Origin of the sequence: Pseudonocardia sp. EV170527-09 (genome assembly GCF_008369905.1) — a bacterium.
Lineage (GTDB): Bacteria > Actinomycetota > Actinomycetes > Mycobacteriales > Pseudonocardiaceae > Pseudonocardia.
On record NZ_VRMC01000697.1, the window covers coordinates 1 to 230 of the forward strand.

Consider the following 230-nt stretch of genomic DNA (forward strand, 5'->3'; position numbering starts at 1 on the left):
GGTGACGCGGAATCCGGCTGCGGTGGAGAGGTTTTCGACCATCTCGATGGACGGCAGACGGCCACCGGGGAAGATCTCGGTCACGATGAACTTCACAAACCTGGCCAACGCGAACGTCAGCGGGATGCCCATTTCCGCGGCCCGGCGCGGGTCGATGCCGCAGATGGTGTGCAGCAGCATGACGCCGTCGGACGGCAACGCGTCATAGGCCATCTGGAAGAACGCCGGAT

At 63.9% G+C, this 230-nt stretch carries 1 protein-coding gene; it reads right to left on the bottom strand.

The genetic code is table 11. The annotated features are described in order from the left end of the window. Positions 1-230: class I SAM-dependent methyltransferase (locus FVA95_RS30525; RefSeq protein ID WP_193564471.1), on the bottom strand; the 230-nt coding region annotated here is incomplete at both ends.